Origin of the sequence: Arcticibacter tournemirensis, assembly GCF_006716645.1 — a bacterium.
Classification (GTDB): Bacteria; Bacteroidota; Bacteroidia; order Sphingobacteriales; family Sphingobacteriaceae; genus Arcticibacter; species Arcticibacter tournemirensis.
The window spans coordinates 881,832-901,588 of the sequence record NZ_VFPL01000001.1 but is presented as its reverse complement, the minus strand read 5'-3'; the positions used below and the strand labels follow the sequence as shown (position 1 = coordinate 901,588).

Below are 19,757 nucleotides of genomic sequence, written 5' to 3'. Positions count from 1 at the left end.
GAACCCCTGGTGTCATTTAATTAAAGGTCTTATCACATCGGCCCAAATTTTGTATCCTTCCGCCGTCATATGCAATCCGTCCTTTGAATAGTATTCAGGAACGATTTGCTTGTTGTCGGTTAACAGCGGGTGAAAGGTATCGGCATATACCGTTTGCGGCTGAATAGCCATAAAGCTCCTGATCAGCTCATTCGTTTGCTCAATATTGTCCAGATATTTCATTCGAACAGGGCTGGGCTTAATGGCCATAAAAACGATCTCCGCCTTTTTATTGTCTTTCCTGATAGCGAAGAAAAGCTGTTTGAAATCTCTTAAGATCGTATCGGGCACATGCTTATAGCCGATATCATTATCGCCTATGTACAAAAAGATCTGCCTGGGTTTATATGGAGTAATGACCCTTGCGATATACTGACCCAGATCAGTGGTCTTAGTACCTGAAATTCCCCTGTTTAGTACTTTCTTATCCGGAAAATCCCGCTGCAGCGTTTTCCAGTTTTCCACAGACGAACTGCCGGTGAATACTACAATACCCTTCCCTGGAAAATCAGCAGCATCCTTACGTTCATAGGCTGCCACCTTTTGTTCCCATTTTTCCTTTTGCGTCAATTTCTTTTGCTGCGCAACGGCTGCGTTAAAAGCAAAAACCGCCGCTACCATTAAAATCACTTTTGTCATGTTATTTCGTTTTAGTATTGTTCTGTGCAAGCTCCCCTCTAAGCAATATTTTCCCGAGGAAAACAGCTGTTTTCTCATATCTTTCCGGGTTTTTCCGAATATCGCTGAGTTGCTCCGCCCCGAGAATGTGCCTTTTATCCGCTTTTTGTGCTGAAATGGTGATCGTCACAGTATGTACGCCGTCCTCCAGTTCCACGAAATCATACTGTCCCCGGTAGCGGTTGTTACAGAATCTGTTGAACCGGTTCAAAACCTCATCGCCTGTCGATTGATTCGCCCTCCAGGCCTGATAGCCATTGGCAGAGATCTTCTCGAGTTTCACCGGACGGCCATCCACTGCAATATACAGTTGACCTGCTTCCGGACCGCCTATGTCAAACAGGCCGAACGCGGTTCCTTTGAACCTGAAACTAAAAGAGCTGTTTGCCTTCTCAGAATAAGCGATATAAGGAAACCATCCCAAAAACTGCTTCAGAAAATCATGCTCCTTTGTATTCATCCTTTTCCAGTGATCGTCAAATGAGGCAATCGTCATCGGATCCAGCATTTTTGCATCCTCCCAGTTATCAGGCAACAACGGCTGAGGAAGAGGATGTGATTCGGCAAGGGCAGTCGTCCTCATCTTTATAAAACCTCTGGTAATAGCCGCGGCATAGAGATTTCCTCCCGAAGTCACCGGATGAATACCATCTTCTGAAAACAAAATTTTGCCCGCCGCCGGGCCGGTCTTGCCTTTCCAGATCAACAGGCTGTCTTTTTCCATTTGTGCCGCCTCCATACCTAAATGAATAGAAGGCAATTGATAATGACAGGCGATTTCTTCAAGCCGCTGAATATTGAAGGGAATACCGCCCTTTTGATACACGCTAATCTGGTCTTTAAGAACAGTATAAATAAAACAAATATCAGTAGCAGGGTTATTCCTGATGATTTGCCTGACCATCCCTTCCATGCCGGCTGCATAAGCGCCATTTACAGCAAATTCTATAAATACCAGATCAGGGTTATATTGCAGCAATTGTTCGTTTATCCTGCAGGCGCCAAGATCGGTACCCGTACCTGAGATGCCCGCATTTAACCATTTAAAGTTCATCATCGGACAGGCAGCTGCTATGAACTTTGCCGTCTGCATTCTGTAGCAATATTCAGCCTGTGTAATGCTGCCGCCTATAAACCCAACAGTAACGGCTTTTCCATCTCTTATCTTTGTGAAGAAATTCTTCAGGCCGCTGCGTACCTTACACTCGTCGTCTTTGTAGAACAATCCGGGCGCGACTGACGGCGCCTCTTCATTCGCAATAAAATACAGGGGAGATGCACCAGCCTGAGAAGCGCTGATCCGCTGGAGTTCTTCTGCGTCCTGCCCGTTAACGGTACAGACTTTCAGCAATAAGTATAAAATGATCAATCTTTTTTTGAACCTCACGATTACGGTACCTGCTTATTTCACATCAAAAACAATATGCTCTTCCCTTTCAGGCCTGTCTGCCGCCTGCAGCTTTATCTTTACAGCCGCCTTCCCGGTCATCCCGATTTTATGAAAACTCCATTCGAAAGGATAGCTCTTCCTGGTTACCGTCTGGCCGTTGCACGACACATCGATCGTTGCACCGGTAAGTTTCTGGGAGCTGACATATCCATATATCGCATCCCATCCGAAGGTGGATCTTATCCTGTACATATATAGTTTACCCCAGGGTTCACCCAAATCCACAACCCGCATACCTTGTTTCACTTCGGGGATGGGCTTACTTGCCAGGCTGTTTTTTAGAGGATAAGCCAGTGCTAATACGCTTTTTCCATCTGTTTCAACTGTTGCTTCTGCGTTTGCTATCGGCATATTAAAAACTTTAACCTGATCATTCCGGTATCCTTTAATAGTTCCGTTTTTAAGGATCCCAGCCTCGTCGCCCACCCTAACAGTCACCGGAATTCTCTTATCTGACTCATTCAATAAGATAACCCAAAACTTATTGTCCGATATGGCTGTGATATAATTTATCTGGGGAGAGTCAAGGGAGACAAGGCCTCTTTTCATCCATAAGCGTGCCTGCTGATCTCCAAAGATCTCTCCCGCACCTTGCCCGAATACATGGTTAGTAAACCATACAAATCCCTCCTGTTTGCCGTAAGGAAAGCTGATCCTGCCACAGGAGCGCTGTATAGCCTCCGTGATGAGGTAGTCCCAGGAAAAAGCCATGTGCGGGGGAATATGATGATAATAAATGGAGCTGACATCGGGACCTTTATAGGGAAAATCAGATTGCATGGGAATATCGGTATACCCTGTCGCATAATATCCCGGATAATTGGCAAAACGACCGATCACGGCATTACGGGCATATACGTTGAAAATCGGGCGTCTGGTAAGTTGATACAGCCTTAATAAATGCGGAGCCCAGCTACTCATGAAAACGGGCCTTACTGTTTTACCCACTTCGAAATAAGTAAACGGCTGTTCGAATCCCAGTCCAACGGGCGAAACGGTCCATTGAGCAACCTGCTTTTCCGGAGAATCATCCGGACGTCTGGGAAATCCTAACCGGTATTTCCTGTCCCCTTTCCACCATAGCGAGGTATTACCAGTATATTTACCATCCGGATGGATAACCTGCGAAGCGTTCTTTACAACGGGGTAGCTGCGTATGCCGGCGATGGTATGGAATGCGCTGAATTCTGCGCCGTCTAAATACTGCTTATCTTTTGTTAATTCGTATAGATCCAATAGGTCCCACCAGTAAGCATAGAACGAGGTGTTGTAAAAGCCTCCTTTACCTAACGGAGTCCGGGTATTACTATATACCTGTTGTTTCACGAATTTATCGGCGCCTTCACGGGCTGATTGAAGCCATTTACCGTCGTTTGTCAGCTTATAGGCAGCTAGTTCCTGTACCCAGTCGGGAATTTTGACCGAATATCCGGCGGCGTCTCTTATCTTATTACCAGGAAGTGCGACGTCTTTTATCCAGGGGTTCGCTTTCGCGAGCAGGGTATGCAATCCTTCAAAATAAGCTGTTGTAAACTGCGACCGAAACGGATCAAACACCTGCGACCGGTCTGTTTTATTATCGTCCGGCGCTGCAGCCGTCGACCGGTATCCGCTGCGCGATAAAGTGTATTCTATTGCAGGCAGGGCACGTTTGATGAAGAGATCTTCATCGTTCGTTATCAAAGCGGTCGAGAGCAGGCTAAGCGGAGAAGCCTGCACTACAGTAGGGTCAGCAGCAGGGTTCGCTTCAATGTCATAGAAGCCTTTTAGTCGGGCATCCCATCCACTGGCATCATCGTTTTTGACAAGATCAACCATATTAAAAATCGCATCTGTTAATGAAACCGATTGTGTACGGTAATCTCTTACATGAAAAACATTGTTTGAAACATATTCCAGCGCAGCGTTCCATCTTTCAGGCAAAGCACCTATAATAAACGACCGTTCTAAAGTATCTCCTTGTCGCATCCTGGAATCGGCAAGTCCCAATACCGGTGAAAAAGCTGTAGCCTGTATTTGATTGGATACGTTCTTTATGGAGAATCCTATCCGAGCGTTATCAGAATTACCCCATTCCAAAGGAAAGCTGTCTGCATCCGCGGCAGCGAAAACCGACACAAATCCCTCGCCCAAACGCGACTCAACGATGGCCAACGGTTGCTGCATCATGGATGAGGTTAACATCACCGGTTTAGGCGACACCCGTTTGTATTGAAACATCGGCGGCAACAACACATTGGCAACCTTTTCACTATCAACTGGTTGAAAGGCCGTAATGCCCATGCTGTAATACCCCGCATTCGCTGTAACACAACTTAGCCTCACATGAAAGTGGCGGGTTTCTTTATCGAGCGACCAAAAGCCGGTCACCATAGAACCGTCCATTGTAACATAGGAAACCTTTATGGTACTTTCATTTACCTTTTCTGCACTGACCGGAATCGCCTCACTTAAGTTTCCTGCCGTAAACGGGTTAGTCAAATCGTCGGATTGCTGCAGGAACACCTGTTTGTTATTCCACGTAAAATAGCTGCGCGCAATAGAACCGCCCCAGGCGGGAAAGAAATTTGAATAATGAAAGTCCGGTTGCGCCGAAGAAATGAGGAATACTTTATGGTCCTCGTTAAAAGCATGCAATGCCTGCCAGCGATCGCCTGTTCTGATCTCCGTTCTTGCAGCAATACTCTTATTTCCCGCGCCGGCCCTTGCAAAACGTAAACGCAGGTATTCGTTGCTGATCTCTGCTGTCACAGCGGCATTCGGGGATACCGCCAAAGGCGGTGAAATAGCCTGTGTTCCTGCAGAGGTCGCCTGCATATCAGCCGGCTGCACTCTGAACTTCGCCAGTTCAAAGAGCTTAGCCTCATTAGGATCAACACCAGGGTCGGAAGACAGCATAATGGCATCACAACGCCCATAGTTTTTCCTAATGTCTTTCAACCTTAATAAAACCGGTTTTGCTTCCAGATCAAGTTCTCCCGCTTTTTCCCAGAAGAAACCTTCATGTCCGTGCTTACCACTTGCCTCCATAGCAATATTATTGACTTCCATCTGAAATAACCTGGTTCCCTGCTGTAAGGCGTAATCAGCCGACCTAACCCATATCTGATACCTACCTTTTTCTTTCACATCGATCACCGTGAGGGCATCCGCCGCACCTACTTTACTTCCTAACACCCTCAGCATGGCAGATCCTGTACACAGACCGCTCCTTTCAACAAACCAACCGCCTTTAAACTGGAAACTTTCTGCTTCAACCAAATAGGTGTTGGTTTGTGCTACCAACACACCACACCAGCATAGGAGCAGGATCAATACCGATCGTTTTCTCATTTCGAAACTTATATTACTTCAGATTCATTTATACCTTATCTCTATCGTCTGTAAGCCATACGGCTCCAGGGGAAGAGCCAGGCCGGGGTTCGTCGGTAATTCCCGCCTGCTTCCCCCCTCATCTATTCCAAAAATTGAAACCGGCGTAATCTGCTTATCCTTCCATACCTTACTATAGTCCAGCGAGAAGCTGGCTACCCTCCTTTCGTCGTCATTGTTCAGTAACATGACGAACAATTTCTTTTCATGCTCATTGGCGGCCATAAAATAATCAACATAAGGATCTTCCAAATGAATGACACCGGCTTTTAACAACAACGAAGCCTGTGTGCCGTATACCGTGCCGCCCGTAAAACCATAGGACTGATGCGGACCAACCTTAGGTGTAATAAAGCCTCCTGGAAAGTCAATTTGTTTCAGCGACCGGACCTTAATTTCAGACAACAGGTAATCAGTAATCCAGCCAATTTGCCACCAGGCATGGTGGGGGAAGGGACCGGCGCCGTTATTCATCGCATCCCAATAATAAGATGCAACGTTCGTCCTGGGTTCAACAAAAGCATCCCGTCCGAGCGCCGCAGCCCTGGCCATGTCTAAAAACAACGAGTCTCTCGTTTCCGCAAACAAACGCACGAACATCCCGGCATGGCTTGCCAGTAAAATCGGCCCATGATGGTTCGCCGATCCAAGTACTCCGCCATGCTCAAAGCTCAAGCCCGCCTGGCTTATTTCCCAATCTTCCCGAACCACCCCATTGACCACCTTCTTTTCGGAAGTCGGAATCGGATGGGTATAGATGGAAGCGGTATAAATCCTTGCAGCTGCGACAGCAGCCTCTTTATACTTTTCCTCCTGTGTAAGATCAAACAGATCCAGAAGAGCCTGAACACTTTGCCCGGTAGCAAAATCAGGCATAAACCGGGTATCGCCACATACACCCAAAAAGCGGCCTTTATCAACGGCGTGCTGAATATACCAGTCGGCCCCTTTCATAGCCGCTTGCAGGTATTTCGCCTCGTGAAGAACCTTATATGCGATAACCATACCGTAAAATGTCGGCCTTAGATCTTCCAGATCGGTAAACAGAGCTTTGCCAGTGTGATTATCATAGGCAACCTGCCACCGGCCGTCACTGCCCATCCAGGCTAAAAGCTTATCGGCGGCCAGGCGTAGTTCATCTTTCAGCACTTTATCACCGGGTTCGAATAGCAGGATATTGCCTATGTCCATCATCATATAATAAGTCAAACCGATAGGCTCAGAGTACGGCCCCCACTCCTCTGTAAACCTTTTACTTTTATTGAGATAGTACTGCCCAGCCGCCGCTCCGTAGAAAAAACCGTTTTCTTTATTTTGCTGGGCCAACTTAAAATTGCGGGCATAGGGCAAGCGGGTGTTTCTTAAGATGCTGTCATCACTTATTTTCGCCAGCATCCACATCGCACCATAGTCGGAGTTTTTCAGTGCATCACGTTCAGAGCCGTATACTCCTCCTAAATAGTCCTGCGCCCCGATCGTCATTCCATTGTACTGGTCAAGCCGCCATTTTGACAAGCTATCGTCTACTACATAATTATGCAGTCCTAAAAGCCTGTCGGTGAGCGACTGCCTGGCTTTTTTTAGTTTCAGAAAATCCTTAAACCGGTAAATATCGTTAATGGCATGTTTAAACACCGGATACCAGCCCTGAGGCTGCACCGTATACCTGAACGAAAAACTCACACTTTCGCCCGCTTTCAAAAAAGATTGCTTCTCGCCTAATACGGGATGATAGACGGTTGGTGAAAGCTCTGCCTTCCGGTTCATCACAGACAAGCCTAACAGCCAATCGGACTGTGTCTTCTTATCATACTTCCATGGATCGCGGCCGGTCTTTGGATCCGGTATTACGGCAAAAGTGATCGTATCGGCCGTTGTAACCAGGGGCGACAATGTAGATACAGTTCGTTCCCTTACCACAACAGGCTTGTCAGGAATTCCCTGACCGTATGCAAAGGCCCTGATAAAATCCGGCTCGATGGCATTTCCCTGAAAAACACCTGGAACACTGGCCCATTGCAGATGTTGTTTGCTTAAAGCTGCCAGTGTGGGTGATGACAGCGAATAATACCCGGCTTTTTTTGCGGTGAGCGTCATTGTTACCAGAATGTCGTTTTGAAACCGCTCATCCAGCGACCAGGCAGCCCGTATAGCCGCCAGCCTGTTATCCTCACTGAACACTAGCTGTTCATGATGCCGGTCAACACTCCGAGGTAAAAAATGAACAGCAGAACCTGCTGTATTCATTTCAACAGATGAGGTCACTTGTTTCCATATCGGAGTTATATACCGGTATTTCTCCTCCGGAAAAGTAATCTCCATATTATGTTTATCCCGTATAGAGATTGGGGCTTCACTGGGTTTATCAGCTGCGTACAGGACGGTATACCAACCTGATGGTGATGGCACCGATCTCCATCCGTCTTTTTTATGAACTTTCAGGTCAGCTAACCGGTACCCTTTTTTTGTTTTTTGCCAGCTTAACTGTAGCGCGTCATTATGCAGATCAATATCGCCACGCATCTGAGCTGAACCCCATTCAGGCAAAAAAAACATCAGAGCCACGATAAATGTCCTCCATAAAACCATTCCCTGCTGAGAAAACGTAACCATCCTATATTTTTGAATACACTTCATAAAAACAGGTAAAACCTCATTGATTTTTTCAACAATCATATCAGAACATTACGGCATTATTTGCAGCGACAGCTCCTTGACCACCCGCTTCTCACCATTGTACCTAACGGATGATGCTTCGAACACCACTTTATAAGTTCCAGGCTCTGTATAAACATGTTGATAACTATCCAATCTGGTACTAACGTTTTTCAGCGCGATCCCGAGGTCGGGCTCTACTGATTGGAAATCGAAACCTTTAGAGATCACCCAATCGTCGTTGTCTTCATTGGCAGCTGTTCCTCCATACATTAATAACTGAGTCGAAGAGATCGTCCATACCTGCGTGCTGTTCAGTAAGCTAATACCTTTCCACCCGCCTGTAGCCATTGTCGCCAAATTGGATACCACCCCCTCCGGTGATATTTTGTCGGCGGTAAATGTTCGTATTATCCAACGGTTCTGCCCTTGCGACTTTTTGTAGTCCGTATAGTGAAAAGCCACATATAGCAGGCTGTTATCTCTGACATAGGGCTTAAGGCTGATAACCCCCGAAGAAACATTATCCTGTCCGGCTGAAAAAGTTGCCCGATCAGAGATATCGGTCCATGTTGCCAGTTTGAGATTATCGGCACTATAAATACCATTAAAATCCGTAGAGACCAATAGTTTAAGATTGTCATAGATGACCGCATACTGTACAAGCGTTTTAAATTCGATCTGCAGGTCATTATCTGCGACGGTCCGCGACCTGTAGTCAAAGTTATGCCCGGGTTCTCCCGAATAAAACGTAATATTATCGGGCTTTCCAGAGAAATTGAATGTGATAGTGTCGCCCACCTTATAGGTACCAGATTCTGTGGAAATTTCAAAATCAGGTACAACTACTTTTTCCTTCGAGCATCCCGCTGCGATGAAAACACAAAAAATGTATAAAAAGATCTTATGCATACGATAAAACTTTTGTGGTATTCCTACCATCCTGTATTCTGGATTATCTGTTTGTTGACAGTTATTTCTGTATTAGGTATCGGGAACAATACATTCCTTGCAGTGGTATTGATCCCGGCGTTGCCGGCATATCTGTAAGTAGAAGGAGCCGTTGCCGCTATATCCCTTCCCGTCACATTCATCGTCGTTACATAGCTGCCCCAGCGGATCAGGTCATGCTTACGCAAACCTTCAAAGCATAGCTCCCTGGCACGTTCGTTCTGGACTTCAGTCAGAAAGTGATCTTTATCTAATCCCTGCGGAATATCGCAAACCAGATTAGCTGCATCTAAGGGTTTTCCGAATGCCCGCCTGCGTACTTGGTTGATAGCTTTGTAGGCTTCTTCGGTCGGACCGCCATGTACTTCGTTTTCAGCCTCCGCCTTCATAAGCAGGACATCGGCATACCGTATAACCGGGAAATTCGTTGCATTATAGCTTCGTGCCTTGGTTCCCGTTTCGTATTCCCGCCGCCACTTGCCCGGATTACGGTCATACAACTGCTGACCCGTAAAATAAGAGCGAACTGTCGCGCCATTCGAAGTCACATATTTGTAAGGTGCAATGCTCCAATTACGACGCAATGTATCCGCATTCCCAAAAAGATTGTACAACTTGGCCGTAACACGCATGGCACCGCCAGAATATCCAATCGCCTCGCTCGGGCATTCAATACCGTTCTCAACCCCCACCATTCCGGCAAGATCAACGTTCCCAATTTTATTGCCATACATCCCAATCTCCCACAGACATTCCTTCGGCTCATTGATTTTCTGGCAATGATTAATGAAGATCTGACTGAAACTCGGATTTAACGAATGCTTTCCGGAGGCAATCACCTTATTGGCATATTCCAGCGCATCATTGAATTTAGATACGTCCTTTAATGGCTCCCCGGCCATTTTTAGAAACACTCTTGAAAGAATGGCCTGAACCGCTGTTTTAGAAACACGCTCATTATAGGAAAAATAATCGATATCGTGCACCAGTCCTTCTGCCTCCTTCATGTCCTTCACGATCTGGTTATATACCTCTGACAGCGAAGCCCGGGGCAGGAACGGATCGTTTGGCGACTGAGTCGCCTGCAGCTTTAAAGGAACGGCCCCGAAGAAATCGCACAGTATAAAATAGTAGTAACCCCGCAAAAACAAAGCTTCTCCCTTGATGGCATCTCTCCGTTGAGCATCTATATTCGCACCATCAACATGTTCTATCAATAAGTTAGCCCGGTTAATGCCCTCGTAACAAACCTCCCAAAAACGACCTATATCAAGATCGGCCGCATCCATTGCCATTACGCGGATGTTATTTATTGATATATTCTTAAAAAATGCTTCATCGCTTACAGCGAAATAGCTAAACAATGCCCTGCTGTACATCCGGCCGTTCGGATCGATCAGGCGATTGTATACCCCATTCAGACTTTTCATTAACTCGTCTTCAGTATTAAAATACTTGTCAGGAGTTACAAAATCCGGCTCCTTGTCCAACAGTTTTGAACAGGAAGAAAAACAGAGCACTACCGTGATCAGAAAAAAAAGTAAACCTTTCATATTAACCATTATTGAAGATTAAAAAGTCGCATTTAAACCCAGTGTGATTGTCCTTGGACGAGGATATGGAGACCAGTCAAACCCTGGCGTTAGCGCCGAATTTACGGTAGACACTTCCGGATCCAGGCCTGAGTAATTGGTCCAGGTAACCAGATTCTGAGCAGCTGCATATATCCTTAACGTTTTGACGTTAATTTTTTTCAAAACCGTAGCAGGTAGCGTATATCCAAGCGCAAGCGTTTTCAACCGGAGAAAAGAGCCGTCCTCTATTGTTCTTGACGAATATACCGCCGGCCCCTGCCCTCCCACTCTGTACAAATCATTCGTCTGATTTTCAGGAGTCCACCTATTTTCAAACGATTCAAACATATTAAGGAAATTCCTGGTTACCGGATCTCCGCCCTCGAACTCTATCCTGTTTGCATTTAGGAGATCTCCCCCATAACTCCATTGTAAAAAAACATTCAGATCGAATTTTTTATACGACAAATTATTATTGAACCCACCGGTATGCAACGGGTTCGGGTCGCCAATGATGGTAAGATCATTATTATCTATCTGACTGTCACCATTGATATCTTTAAACCTTACATCACCCGGCTTTATATTTTCTCTCGCAACCCCATTGTTAGGGATTCCTCTTTTCAGAACATAACCTCTGCCAGTAGTACCATCAAAATCACTGTATTGATATACGCCATCGAAAAGCATCCCGTAAAAAAGAGCGATGGGTTTTCCGGGAATTGCAATGTAGGGGAAGGCATTATTAAAATTTCCCCATGTTACACGCGTCGCCAGGCTAGGTTCATCCTCATTCAAAGACAGTACCTTATTCCGGTTAAAGGCGATATTAAAATCTGATGACCACGAGAAATTCTTACGTTCAATATTTATCGTACTCAAAGTAAGTTCAAGGCCACGGTTAGAAACTCTCCCTATATTTTTAAAGGCATACAAAAACCCCATACTGGGTGCAAGGGTAGCCCTTAATAACAGGTCCTTCGTTTCTTTGTAATAGTAATCGGCCGTCAGACTAATTCTGTTTTTAAAAAACCCCAGATCTATTCCGGCGTTCGATTGAACCGTCGTTTCCCATTTCAACGCAGTATTTCCCAGATTAGTGGGCACAATTCCCTGCCCGGCATTATTTCCAGTGGCATATCCCGACGAAGCATTGATCTGTAAAGCCGTCAGAGCAGCATATTCGCCGACCCTGTTGTTTCCGGTAGCTCCGTAGCCGATTCTTACTTTTCCTTCGCTTAAAAACTCGAGTTTTTGCATGAAACTTTCATCCTTCATGCGCCAGGCAAATGCAGCGGAAGGAAAGTATGCCCAGCGATTCTCTTTAAGAAACTTCGATGATCCGTCGGCTCTGATAGAAGCCGTAAACAAGTATCGGTTCCTATAAGAATAATCTACACGACTCAAATAAGACAGTAAACCACTTGATAAATCAGTGGTCGGGGCTGCTGTAATCTGTCCCTCGTCTAATCCTTTAATACCCAAAGATTCATTTGGAACAAGCGTTGAAGTAAAGCCATTAGAAAAGTCACGTATATCCTGTATCGTGACCCCTGCAAGCACTTTTAAATTGTGATCTTTGCTAAATCTTTTATTGTACCTGATAGTATTTTCATTCAAAAGATTGGTTATTTCCCGGTTGCTGATTGTTCCGTTTACTTTGTTATTCGTATAATTATGGCCAAGACGGGAATTAGAATTATTAAATAGTTCCCTTCTCTGATTAGTACTTGTCAACCCACCTGTTACACGGAATGACAGATCTTTTGTGATTTTATATTCTCCCAGAGTATTTACAATCAGAACATTATTGAATAATGGATTATACTCATTGATTGTTGCCAGCAAGGGATTAATACGCAGATCAGTATTTGCGCTCGGATCTATATCAGGATCAAAAAGCTGCTCCAGTAAATTAGCGTCTTTGATCGAATCTCCGGTCACAGGCCTGAATCCCCACATACTATACATCAAACTGGCGGTTGGGCTGGTCTGTGCATCTGCAGCAATGGTTCCGTAACGTTTGGTTGCAGAATAATTGACATTCACTGAAGCTCTGAATTTTGTACTAACATCCTGCTCCAAGCCGAACCGCCCCTGATAGCGTCTGAAACCGCTGTTCAGAATAACACCTTGCTGATCTAAATAAGATCCGGACAACGAATATCGGGTTTTCTCATTTCCTCCCCTGATCGCCAGGTTATGATTCTGCACCAACGCCGTCCTGAGAACCTGATCCTGCCAATTAATTCCCTTTACATCCCTGTAATCTTCGATTGTTTTCCCGTTGTTCAGATAAATAGGAGTATAGACAGTAGGATTTTGCTCAAGCTGATATTTTACAAACTCATAGGGACTTAATACTTCCTGCTTTTTATTGACCTGATGGCTGCCAACCCATCCATCATAGCTTATGACAGGCTCGCCCTTCTTTCCTTTCTTTGTTGTAATCATGATTACACCATTGGCGCCTCTTGCTCCGTATATAGCCGTAGCGGAAGCATCCTTTAAGACTTCAATACTTTCTATTTCCTCGGGGTTTATAATATTGTTCGAAGCAGTTTCCACAGGAAATCCATCAATTACATACAACGGCGAATTATCCTGAGTAACGGAATTGTTTCCTCTTACTACGATATTCATTTCATTTCCAGGCTGCCCGTCGTTGGAGTTCACCTGTACACCAGCCACCCGTCCGGCCAGTGCTTCCGCAAAGCTGGGAACGGGGGCTTTCTTCATATCTCCAACGTCAGCCTGCCCAACGGCTCCCGTTAAATCTCTTCTTCGTACAGAGCCATAGCCAATGATAACCACATCGTCCAACGCTTTTACATCGCTCTGCAACACCACGTTTAATATGGTGTTTTTTGCAGCTACCCATATCTCTCTAGTAGTAAAACCCATGTAAGAAAAACGAAGCATCACATTCATCGAATCAGCTACGGGTATCGAATAAAGGCCATCGTTATTGGTCTGTACAGCAGTCTGTTTACCTTTGATCATTACCGTTACACCCGCCAACGGCTCATTCATTCCATCGGCAACCTTTCCGGAAATGGTTTTAAAAACCTTCTGCTGTGCATAGGCGGTTACCACCGGCGAACAAATGAGGAAAAAAATAAGCACACCTAAATAAACTGGTATTTGTTTTTTCATAAAATTCATCCTTTAAAGTCTATTGAACTGCCGGCATTCTGTCTATAAAGACAAGTCCAGCATAGTAATACTATCCTGTCAATCCATAATGGATTTGCACACCATGAAAGGTCCATCCCCGGCGAGCCCCCAAATTTTAATTGCATTAAAAAAGAATGTTTCATAACTGGTTATTTATATACGTTATAGTTTGGTTTGGTCTGGTCTATATATTTACTGAGGCAAGTATACATATTCTTAATTAACAAAAAAAGGTTTTTTAAAAAATCTATATCGATGAGCTTTGCAACATGACTGGTCTGGTTTGGTTAAAACAATAAATATTTGTTTACTTTTGCGTTTAAATTATGAAATCGTCACCGCACGCCCCTGAAGCGACTGAAATCTCAGCAGACGAGTCTCTTCAGCCATTCAATCACCGTATGAAATACATGCAACTGGCAGAGCACATAAATCACCAGATAGAAACAGATCAATTGCATGTGAACGACCGCCTCCCCTCTTTAAAGCAGTTGGAAGAGCAGCTCGGCATGAGTAAGGAAACCGTCCTTAAAGGTTTAAATTATCTTTCAGAAAAAGGCATCATCGAATCAGTATATCGGAAAGGCTATTATGTTAGAAGAAAAGCACAGCATCATCCATACAGGATATTTTTTCTTCTCGACAAGATGAACATCCTTCGCGACCGTATCTACTATTCCTTTCTGAATACCATTAAAGATTTTGCGGATGTAGACGTGTTTTTCCACCATCATAACTTCAAAGTATTTGAAAAGCTAATCCATGAAAATTTAAATAATTACACGCACTTTGTGATCACCACCTTTCTGAGGGAAGATCCTTCAGCGCTATTAAACCAGATTCCGCCCCATAAAAGGATTATCATTGATTATGACGAAAAGAACCTGAGTGGCGATTATACATCTATTTACCAGGACTTTAAATCCAATATTTATGATTCGTTGGTGGAACTGCTGCCCCGGCTTAAGAAATACAACCAACTTATTCTCATCGCGCCCGAGGAGGCCTATCATGCTCATGCGGTTATAGCTGGCTTTAAACTGTTTAGCAAAGAGTATAAATTTAAAAACAAGATCGCTCATAGAGTCGAGGAAGAAGCGTTTGAAAAGGGTAATGTCTACATCACTTTCGGAAGGTACGATCTGGACGATGTCAGCATAATAAAACTCTCAAGAAAAAATAACTGGAAGCTGGGAAAAGACATAGGACTTCTTTCATATAACGATACTGCCGTGAAGGAAGTTCTTGAAAACGGGATAACGGTGATCAGTACAGACTTTGATAAAATGGGAGAAGAAGCAGCTAAGGCAATCATCGAAAAAAGGATAATACGGATGCGCGACCCCTCGAAGGTTATTCTAAGAAACTCCTTGTAGCCTTTTCAGTATCTTATAAAGCGAGCGAAAATTCACGAAAGTTGCTGCCTTTCGATAGTAGCCTTTTTATGCCTTTTGACAATCTCAACCCCGGCACTAACCCCGTGCTAACCGGCGTTTGTATGAACCAGTACTAATCCCATGCAAAACCCCCGATAAGTCCACGTTTTTATATGAAACATGGACTCACTACTGCTTCTGTAGTGGTTCTTTTTTGCGACATACACAATGGGGGCAGTCACCGGTGGGATCCCGGTCACTCCAATGTTTTCATTTTCTGTATTTTATATTCGTTTTAAATTGTACTTTTTCCTGCATTTTTTTCTTTTTATCCTCAACTTTACTCTCTGTGCAGGCAGGCATTTGCAAGACCTTTTATCCCGGATAGTGCTGTTTCCTTTACCGTATTGCTGATGGCTGCTGCAAAAGCAGAATAACTTAATATATGGCAATTTTAGACAATAAGGGCGGTATCCACGGCAAGGCTGGGACCGTTATCTATCGCAGGTACAGGGGCATGACCGTGGTTCAGGGGCAGCCCAAAAGATTTAAACAAACAGTAGCCAGCCGTGAGAGTGCCTCCGAGTTTGGCATGTCAAGCAGCTGCGGAAGGGTCATCCGCGAGGCTTTCCTTCCGGCATACCGCGATCTTTACGACGGCGGCATGATCAACCGCCTCTCCAGGGCGGTCTACCAGTGTATCCGTAACAGCCGTATCAAAGGACGCGGGGAACGCGACCTGCACGACGGTGAACTGGGTTTCCTGGAGGGGATGGAGTTTAACCTCAACAGTAAACTCTCCGACTGCCTGAAGGTAAAACCGGCAGTCCGGCGTAATAAGCAGGGACAGGTGGTGGTAAGTCTTCCGCAGATCAATGCCCAAACGGATATTGTTTCTCCCTTTAAAAAGGAGAAGATCGACCGGTATCGGCTACGCTTCATGCTGGTGGCCTTCAACTTCCGGCAGGAGTTCTATGAATATGTGGGGGTAAAGGATGTGGAGATAGACAAGGACGACACCATAGAAGCACAGGAGCTGCTGTTTGACGGCGAGGTCCCCCAGGGAAGTCTTTTGATCCTGATAGCTTCGGTCAGTTGCCTGAGCTACAATGAGTATGAGCTGCGCTATGAGAGCATGAACACGAAGGAGTATTGTCCCGCAGCCCTGATCGCCACTTATGCCTCAGAAGGCGAAGCTCCTGCAGGCTACGGAGCAAAGCGCGTGGAAGACGACGACAAGGAAATGAAATCTACAGGGCGGCCCCAGCGGGTGTTTGATATGCTGGAGTACTTTGGCAACGATGTCCTGCGGGAAGCGATGTGGCCTAAGGGAAAGAAGGTTCCCAAAGAGGTGCAATCCCGGCAACGAAAAAGAGAAAAGGCCAGCATAAACGATATCTCTTCCCTCAAGGGGAAGAGGGTGAAGTTTTAGTGGGGGTGCTTTATCACCGGCGGCATCAATTTGTACACCACAGGCGTTACGACCCTCGACAGGAGTGTTGAACTGATCAGTCCTCCGATCATGACAATCGCCAAAGGAGAGATTAATGGGTTACTAGACCAGGCGATGGGCAATAAACCGCCAATAGCGGTCAGCGAGGTTAGAATAATAGGCAGAAAACGGATTTCACCTGCTTTTTCAATCGCATCGTTCAGTGGCATTCCATCCCGCCGCAGCTGGTTGGTAAAGTCGACCAGAAGGATGGTGTTCTTCACTTCAATACCGGCAAGCGCAACTATACCAACCGTGGCGACAAATGAAAGGGTGTTTCCTGTAACCAGTAAAGCCAATACGGCTCCCACAATACCTAAGGGAATGACCGAAAGAACGATCAGGGTACTCTTGAATGTCTTAAATTCGAGTACGAGCACCGCGATAAACAGGAAGACGGTAATAAGGACGATGGTCCCGAAGCCGCCAAACGACTCCTGGGTGGTCTCTACCTCCCCTCCCATTTGGTAATGATATCCGGCAGGAAACGTCATTTGATCCATTTTGCTGATCACATCCTGAATGACACGGTCATTCTGATAGCCCTTCTGAACAAAACTATTGACAGAAACCGTACGCTCTTTATTAATATGATTGATATTTGAGGGCGAAGATTCTAACCGGAGCGTTGCAAGCTGATTCAGAGGTACCGCTCCTCCCTTCACATTATTGACATAGATACCATCAAAAACGGACAAGTCGGGATAGGACGGCCTGGGAATACTCATACGCAAAAGATAATCATCATTATCAGTAGCTGGATCTGAAAATACTCCAAGGTCGATACCTGCCAGCGCCATTCTTACCGTGCGATCGACATTTACGGCGGGGACACCCAAAGCCAGCGCTTTTTGCCGGTTGATATCTACGCGTATATCCGTTTTATTGTTTCTCACCGGGTTGTTCACATAGATTGCCCCCTCCGTGTTTTTGAGCAGCGCTTCGACCCTGGATGCCAGATTCCGAAGGGTATCCAGATTGTCGCCCAAAAGCCGTACTTCTACAGGAGAGATCATAGGAATTCCCTGTTCGAAATCCTTTACTTCTATTTTAGCGCCGGGATAGGGCGTCCAGGCCTTCCTTAGCTCTGCAATAATCTCCGTCTTCCTGTCGGCCCGGGTATCGGGTCGCAATTGAACAAAGATCTCGGCAAGATCGGACTTCTCATTCTGCTGGATTACATTATAATAGATCCGGGGATTTCCCTTTCCAACGTTCGACGAATAATACTTCACTTCGGGCATGCTTTTTAACTTTCGTTCTATCTGCCTGGTGATGCTGTCGGTATAGTATATATTGGACTGAAGAGGGGCTGTAATATCTATCAGGAATTGCGGTTTTTCTGATGAAGGGAACAGGCTGAACCCAATAACGGGAATGAGTGATAGAGACGCTCCGAAAATAACCACTGCAATGACAATGGTATGCCATGGTTTCTTCAGCGCCTTATCCAACAATACAGAATACGTGCCATGAATTACTTTTTGAAATGCGCGTAAAACAACGTTTCCCGCAGGGTTCGCATGCGGCTTAAGCATGCGGCTCGCCAGAAAAGGAACTACAGTAAGCGCAATCAGCATGGATGCAAGTACAGAGCTGATCACCGCTGTAGGCAGACTTCTTATAAAATCACCTGAAGCTTCCGGCATAAACATCAGAGGCATAAAGGCAATAACGAGAGTGGCCGTACACCCAACAACGGCCATTGCAATCTGCTTTGTTGCTTTGAGCGCCGCTTCCAGCCGGGAATGCCCCTCCCTCATCCAGCGTTCTATATTTTCAATAACGACAATACTATCGTCAACCAGTAAGCCCAATGCCACAACAAAACCGACAATACTTAACTGATTAAGACTAAAACCGGCAAGATGTACAAGTACAACGCCGATGGACAGCGACAAGGGAATAGCAATCATCACCACCAACGAAGCTCTTGAACCCAGAGGTAACAAAGTGATCAGTACCAAAAAAACGGCTATGGCAAAGTCGATACCAAGGCCTTTCAGCCGATGGTTTACATTGTCGGCCTGATCGAAGTTCACCACCAGATCTATATTGGCGGGAAGGGTCGTTTTAAATTTCTCAATAACGGGCAGATACATTTCCTGTGTTGCACTGATATTTTCACCCTCCTTCTGGGCAGCCGTTACAAAAAGGCAACGGTGACTGTTAAGACGGGTCATATGTGTCTCCGGGGCATAATCAGGATACACATTGCCTACATCCCGCAGGAGAATATTCTTGCCTGCGTTACTGGAAATGATTGTGTTCTTTATCTGCTCTATGCTTTGATAATTTCCACTGGTCTTCACGCTAAAAGACTTTCCTCCTGCTATAATGCTTCCTCCCGGTATATTGCCTGCTTCACTTTGCACCGCCTGCATAACGGTAGCAAGTGGAATATGTAATTGTTCAAGCCGGTCGGGCTGTACATCTATCCTGATGAGTTGTTGGGGCAACCCGTGGATCCTCACATCCTTGAGTGAAGATATCTTTTCAAGCTCATCCTGAAGATCTTCCGAGAACTTTTTCATCTTGCCCCGAGATGCATTTTCCGAAATTAGCGCTATCTGCAGAACGTTCACTCCGGAGGGTTCCACCTTCTGCACATCTATGCTGTAAATATCCTGGGGCAGCTGACTGCGAAGCGCACCTATCTCCCTGATCAGTTCCTGATATTTATCCTCTACATTACTGCCATGCCTGTATTCGACATTGATTACGGCCAGGCCGTTCAGCACATTTGTCTTTATACGTTTGATATTATCCAGCCCATAAAGTTTTGACTCGAGCGGCTTTACCACCAGTTGCTCCATGTCTTTGGGACTGGTACCGGGGTATATTATCACCACGGGAAACTGTGGCGTCTTCATGTCCGGGTCTTCTGCCCTTGGCATCGTCAGCAAGGTGCTTATACCAACCGCAACTACCATCAGCACCATGATGAGGGTAAACTGATAGTTTTTTACTGCATATTTCGAAATATCCATCGT

10 protein-coding genes are annotated in these 19,757 nt (G+C 45.5%); 2 read left to right on the top strand and 8 right to left on the bottom strand.

The annotated features are described in order from the left end of the window. Positions 1-12: 12 nt before the first annotated feature. From BDE36_RS03805 to BDE36_RS03775, 7 genes are all read right to left on the bottom strand, one after another. On the bottom strand, positions 13-678 hold the full coding sequence (locus BDE36_RS03805) for a GDSL-type esterase/lipase family protein (protein WP_161987530.1): 666 nt from the start codon (positions 676-678) through the stop codon (positions 13-15). A 1-nt stretch (position 679) separates the two neighbouring features. Then, positions 680-2,068 (bottom strand): SGNH/GDSL hydrolase family protein, encoded by a 1,389-nt coding sequence (locus BDE36_RS03800; protein WP_211360906.1) that lies wholly within the window; start codon positions 2,066-2,068, stop codon positions 680-682. Between the two features lie 51 nt (positions 2,069-2,119). After that, the gene (locus BDE36_RS03795) at positions 2,120-5,500 is read right to left on the bottom strand and encodes a hypothetical protein (protein WP_141813792.1); all 3,381 of its coding nucleotides are present in this window, start codon (positions 5,498-5,500) and stop codon (positions 2,120-2,122) included. Positions 5,501-5,524: 24 nt separating this feature from the next. Next, entirely contained in the window at positions 5,525-8,152 is a 2,628-nt protein-coding gene (locus BDE36_RS03790) for a glycoside hydrolase family protein (protein WP_235904383.1), read from the bottom strand. A 72-nt stretch (positions 8,153-8,224) separates the two neighbouring features. Then, on the bottom strand, positions 8,225-9,106 hold the full coding sequence (locus BDE36_RS03785) for a DUF5017 domain-containing protein (protein ID WP_161987529.1): 882 nt from the start codon (positions 9,104-9,106) through the stop codon (positions 8,225-8,227). 23 nt (positions 9,107-9,129) lie between these two features. Then, positions 9,130-10,698: a RagB/SusD family nutrient uptake outer membrane protein gene (locus BDE36_RS03780; protein WP_141813790.1), complete on the bottom strand. Its 1,569-nt coding sequence runs from the start codon at positions 10,696-10,698 to the stop codon at positions 9,130-9,132. 18 nt (positions 10,699-10,716) lie between these two features. Next, the gene (locus BDE36_RS03775; protein WP_141813789.1) at positions 10,717-13,875 is read right to left on the bottom strand and encodes a SusC/RagA family TonB-linked outer membrane protein; all 3,159 of its coding nucleotides are present in this window, start codon (positions 13,873-13,875) and stop codon (positions 10,717-10,719) included. Positions 13,876-14,222: 347 nt separating this feature from the next. On the opposite strand from BDE36_RS03775, the gene BDE36_RS03770 reads away from it, so the two are divergent. Together BDE36_RS03770 and BDE36_RS03765 are read left to right on the top strand one after the other, a co-directional pair. Next, on the top strand, positions 14,223-15,272 hold the full coding sequence (locus BDE36_RS03770; protein WP_202618180.1) for a GntR family transcriptional regulator: 1,050 nt from the start codon (positions 14,223-14,225) through the stop codon (positions 15,270-15,272). Positions 15,273-15,717: 445 nt separating this feature from the next. Next, complete coding sequence (locus BDE36_RS03765; RefSeq protein ID WP_141813788.1) at positions 15,718-16,704, top strand: hypothetical protein; 987 nt, start codon at positions 15,718-15,720, stop codon at positions 16,702-16,704. Here the strand turns inward: BDE36_RS03765 and BDE36_RS03760 are convergent. Further along, positions 16,701-19,754: an efflux RND transporter permease subunit gene (locus BDE36_RS03760; RefSeq protein WP_141813787.1), complete on the bottom strand. Its 3,054-nt coding sequence runs from the start codon at positions 19,752-19,754 to the stop codon at positions 16,701-16,703. The two genes, BDE36_RS03765 and BDE36_RS03760, sit on opposite strands and share 4 nt — an antisense overlap. Between the last annotated feature and the right edge of the window lie 3 nt (positions 19,755-19,757).